The 4,165-nt window shown below is 64.7% G+C and carries 5 protein-coding genes; 4 read left to right on the top strand and 1 reads right to left on the bottom strand.

The window, feature by feature from the left end:
* The first annotated feature begins 176 nt into the window (after positions 1-176).
* Positions 177-917, top strand: coding sequence for an SDR family oxidoreductase (locus tag ACHWRX_RS03565; protein ID WP_394658113.1), 741 nt, complete (start codon positions 177-179; stop codon positions 915-917).
* Positions 918-924: 7 nt separating this feature from the next.
* Here ACHWRX_RS03565 and ACHWRX_RS03560 read toward each other — a convergent pair whose 3' ends face one another.
* Entirely contained in the window at positions 925-1,881 is a 957-nt protein-coding gene (locus ACHWRX_RS03560) for a right-handed parallel beta-helix repeat-containing protein (protein ID WP_394658112.1), read from the bottom strand.
* Positions 1,882-2,216: 335 nt separating this feature from the next.
* Here ACHWRX_RS03560 and ACHWRX_RS03555 point away from each other — a divergent pair, with 335 nt between their 5' ends.
* From ACHWRX_RS03555 to ACHWRX_RS03545, 3 genes are all read left to right on the top strand, one after another.
* Positions 2,217-2,396 carry a hypothetical protein gene (locus ACHWRX_RS03555; protein WP_394658111.1) on the top strand — a complete coding sequence of 60 codons (180 nt, stop codon included), beginning with the start codon at positions 2,217-2,219 and terminating at the stop codon, positions 2,394-2,396.
* A gap of 15 nt (positions 2,397-2,411) precedes the next feature.
* Positions 2,412-3,398 (top strand): TerC family protein, encoded by a 987-nt coding sequence (locus ACHWRX_RS03550; protein WP_394658110.1) that lies wholly within the window; start codon positions 2,412-2,414, stop codon positions 3,396-3,398.
* Positions 3,399-3,491: 93 nt separating this feature from the next.
* On the top strand, positions 3,492-4,165 hold a 674-nt coding region (locus ACHWRX_RS03545), incomplete at its 3' end, for a DMT family transporter (RefSeq protein ID WP_394658109.1).

Below are 4,165 nucleotides of genomic sequence, written 5' to 3'. Positions count from 1 at the left end.
TCCTGTTCGGCGAGCACTTGATGACCGTGCAGATCATCGGCTTCGCCCTGGCGCTGGGGGGCGTGCTGCTGGCCCGATCAGGTCCGAAAAAAGCCTGACGACCCGCATCATCACTGTGGCAAGGGGCCGCCGCCTCGCCTAGCCTCCTGAGCATTGCGGCGAAGCGGGGATCACGAATGCAGCCACTTCTGGGAAAGACCGCCGTCATCATCGGTGGCGGGCGCGGGATCGGCGGCGCGATCAGCCGGCGATTGGCCGCCGATGGCGCAAACATCGGCTTCACTTACCGCGAACGCGTGAGCGAGGCGCAAAGCTTACGGGCAGAGCTGGAACAAGGCGGCACCCAAGTCGCCATGGCGAAAGTCGATGTCCTTGATGTACCCGCGCTTACCGCTGCGATCGAGGGGTTTGCGCGTGACCTGGGCGGCCTCGACATTCTGGTGACCGTGGCGGGAGCGACGGTTTCGGGCGTGCTGGAAACTTACGCGGACGATGCGTTCGACATCTCGTTCAACGCGAACGTGAAGGCCCCCTTCCATGCCGCCAAGACCGCCGCCGCGCTGATGCCTTCGGGCGGGCGGATCATCACCATCGGCAGTATCGTGGCGGATCGGATGCCCGGCCCCGGCGGCACGCTCTACGCCGCCAGCAAGGCCGCGCTGAAGGGTATGACGCGTGGCCTGGCCCGCGATCTGGGGCCCAGGGCCATCACCGCCAACCTGGTTCAGCCGGGCCCGATCTCGTCCGAGCGCAACCCGTCAGACGGGCCGAACGCACCGGCGCAACATGCCCAGCTCGCGATCGTGCGGCATGGAACCCCGGATGAAGTGGCCGCGCTGGTGAGCTATCTCGCTTCGCCAGAGGCGGGCTTCGTCACGGGATCGGTCTATAATATCGACGGCGGCTGGTCGGCCTGAACGCCCGTCAGCGCTTTTCGTAGCGGGTCAATCCGGCGCTCAGCGCGTTCTGCCCCAGCTTCACCGCATCGCCGGACCAGTCCGCCACGAAGGCGCTGCGGCGTTCGATGCCGGGCGCGAAGCGGGCGTCGTTGTTCTCTATCACCAGCCCGCCCGAGGTGTGGTTCTGATGCTCGGCCGCTACGGCGATGAAGGCGGAGTAATTCTCCTTGTCGCGCCCCTGGACGAACCAGTTGTCGGCGATCCGGCCGGTTGCGCCGTCGCTGAGGTCGATCATGTAGTTGGTCGCTCGGCCATGCGAATCATCGAAGCTGCAATTCAGGATCGCGACCTTGGCGGCGCGGGTCTTGACGTAGTGGCCGCCGGTCCCCTGCTCGAACCGGCTGTTCGTCACCGTCAACGCGCGGTAGTTGCCGATATAGATCGAGTGCGCGCAGCCTGAGCCTTCGCATGTCCCCAGGCGGGTGAACGTAGACTTGTCGATCTTGACTACGCCTTGCGGATCGTCGCCCGTCAGGATGCCCTGCTCGCTATCGCGGAACCAGGTCTGCGAGACCGAGAGGCTGCCATGTTCCAGCCGCACGCCAGAGCCGTTCTTGTCACTGACGCGGATATTGGCGAAGGTCAGCCCTTCGATCCGCGCCGCCCGCCCGCGCAGCACCAGAGCGCCCTTTCCTTCGCACGCCACACCGTCCAACACTGCCTGGCCCGGCACCGCGGCAACATAGGCGACGTCGCCCTGTGTCTGCACCGCGCAATCGGCAAAACGGGCGGAGCCGAAACGGATCGTGCCGCGCGCATCGCCGATGGCGTCGACCGCCTCTTGCAACCGGGCGTAGCTGCGCCCGGTTTCCACCACCGTGTAGGGCGCGTCCTCGCTGTGCGCGAACGTGGGCGCAGCAGCGATGGCGACGGCCTTGGAAACGGCAAAAGCGGCGAGCGCAAAGCGGGGCGTTGTCTTCATGGTAGCGGCTTAACGCGCAATCCGGCGCCCGGGCATCCGCTGGTTTGGTGCTGCCTCTTTATGGGACGCAGGCAGGCCGGTTTATGACTTTGCGACAAAACATGTCCGCGCTGGCCGGCTTCTTGAAGAGCATTCGGGACAAGCCCAAATCGGACTTGCGGACCGGGCCCCTCTGGCGCGGCGCTCTTGCGGGCGCGGCGTGATGTCGGACCGCATCGGGTGAGACCGATGCCGGAGATACGGGGCTGCCCTTCCCCCCCAAACTCCTAGGCACCGTGCTTCGGCATTGGCTCACTGGATCGAACCTTCATTCTCGTTCGATAGGGAACTTGGCCATGCATTTGCGCTTCTTCACGCTGTTGGAGCAACTTCAGAAACTCGACGACCACCTGCGGCTGGCGCAATCGCGCAGTCGGCCCGATCTGGTCGAGATCGGCCATCTCAGCGCGCGCAAGCGCACGCTGCGGCAGCGGTTGGCGAAAGTGATGCAGCGATCCACCGCCCAGCCTGCTTGATGGAGCGCTTAAGCCATGGAATTTCTAACTGCTGACTGGCTGGGCACGCCTGCGTGGTTCTGGCTGGCCTTTGCCGCGATCGTCCTGATCCTTACCGCCTTCGACCTTGGCGTCCTGCACAAGGACGACAAGGAGATGGGCATCGGCGAATCCCTCAAGCTGTCCGTCTTTTATATCTTCATCGCCATGCTGTTCGGCGCTTGGGTGCTTTACGCCAAGGGCCAGCAGGCCGGCGTGGAATACTACACCGGCTATTTCATCGAAAAGGCGCTGTCGATCGACAACGTCTTCGTCATATCGATGATCTTCGGGTTCTTCGCGATCGAGGCGAAGTACCAGTATCGCGCGTTGCTTTGGGGCATTCTTGCCGTGATCGTGCTGCGCGGCCTGATGATCGCGGGCGGCGCGGCGCTGATCGCCAGCGCCCACTGGGTGATGTGGATATTCGCCGCGTTCCTGGTCTTCACCGGCGTGAAGATGCTGTTCACCGGTGAGAGCGAGCCGGACATCGGCAAGAACCGGGTGGTGCGCTGGATATCGAAGCACCTCAACGTCACCAAGGAACATCACGGCAGCCAATTCTTCGTGAAGGCCCCGAACGTGCAAGGCCAACTGGCCTGGGCGGCGACACCGCTGTTCCTGGCGCTGGTGGTGATCAACCTGGCCGACCTGGTGTTCGCGGTGGATTCAGTGCCGGCGATCTTCTCCATCACCAATGACACGTTCATCGTCTATACCTCGAACATCATGGCGATCCTGGGCCTGCGCGCGCTGTATTTTGCGCTGGCGGCGATGGTGCACCGCTTCCATTACCTGAAGTATGCGCTGGCGCTGGTACTGGTGTTCATCGGCGCGAAGATCCTGATCGCAGACTTCGTGCTGGGCGGGGCCAAGTTTCCCCCGCTGCTCAGCCTGGCGGTAACCGTGGCGTTGATCGCGGGCGGTGTGGTCTGGTCCTTGTGGAAGACCCGTGGCGAAGACCTGAAGCAGGTGGCGCACTAACCTCGGCCAGCCCGCGCCCGCCGCCATGTAAGGCCGCGCGGACACGTGGCAGCGTGGCTATCAACGCCCGCGATCCGCAGCTAAGGCGCGGCGATGGAAGCTCATTCCGCACCATCGCCGCGCTGGAGCGCAGGCCATCTTGCCGCGCTGCTGCTGGCGAACGTGGCACTGGCTTTAGGGCCATGGTTCGTGAGGCTGGCGGATACCGGCCCCGTCGCCGCAGGGTTCTGGCGGTTGACGCTGGCGCTTCCCGTGATCTTCGTCCTCTCCCGCCGTGATCCGGAAGAGCGACGGAGCGTCAGCGGGGCCACGCTCGCGCTGGTGGCGGGAGCGGGCGTGTTCTTTGCGCTGGACCTGGCCAGCTGGCACATCGGCATCGCCACCACCAAGCTGGCCAACGCATCGCTGTTCGGCAATTCGGGCAGCGTCATCCTGATGGCCTGGGGCTTGATCGCCGCCCGCCGTGCTCCGCGCGCGCTTGAGATCATCGCCATCCTCTGCGCGCTATCTGGGGCGGCGGTGCTGATGGGCGGTTCGCTGGAGATCAGCCACGCCAGTTTCGTGGGAGACCTGTTTTGCCTGCTCGCGGGGTTCTTCTACGCGTTCTATATCCTGATACTGGCCCCGGCCCGCGCGCGACTGGGCCAGTTCTCGCTGCTGTTCTGGTCCACCCTGACCGGAGCGCCGATCCTGCTGGGCGTGGCGGCGCTGATGGGCGAGGCGATCGTGCCCGGCAACTGGACGCCGCTGCTGGTGCTGGCGATGAG

Source organism: uncultured Novosphingobium sp. (genome assembly GCF_964277725.1).
Classification (GTDB): domain Bacteria; phylum Pseudomonadota; class Alphaproteobacteria; order Sphingomonadales; family Sphingomonadaceae; genus Novosphingobium; species Novosphingobium fluoreni.
Note: the sequence above shows the minus strand (reverse complement) of the source record. Positions and strands in the feature narration are given on the sequence as shown.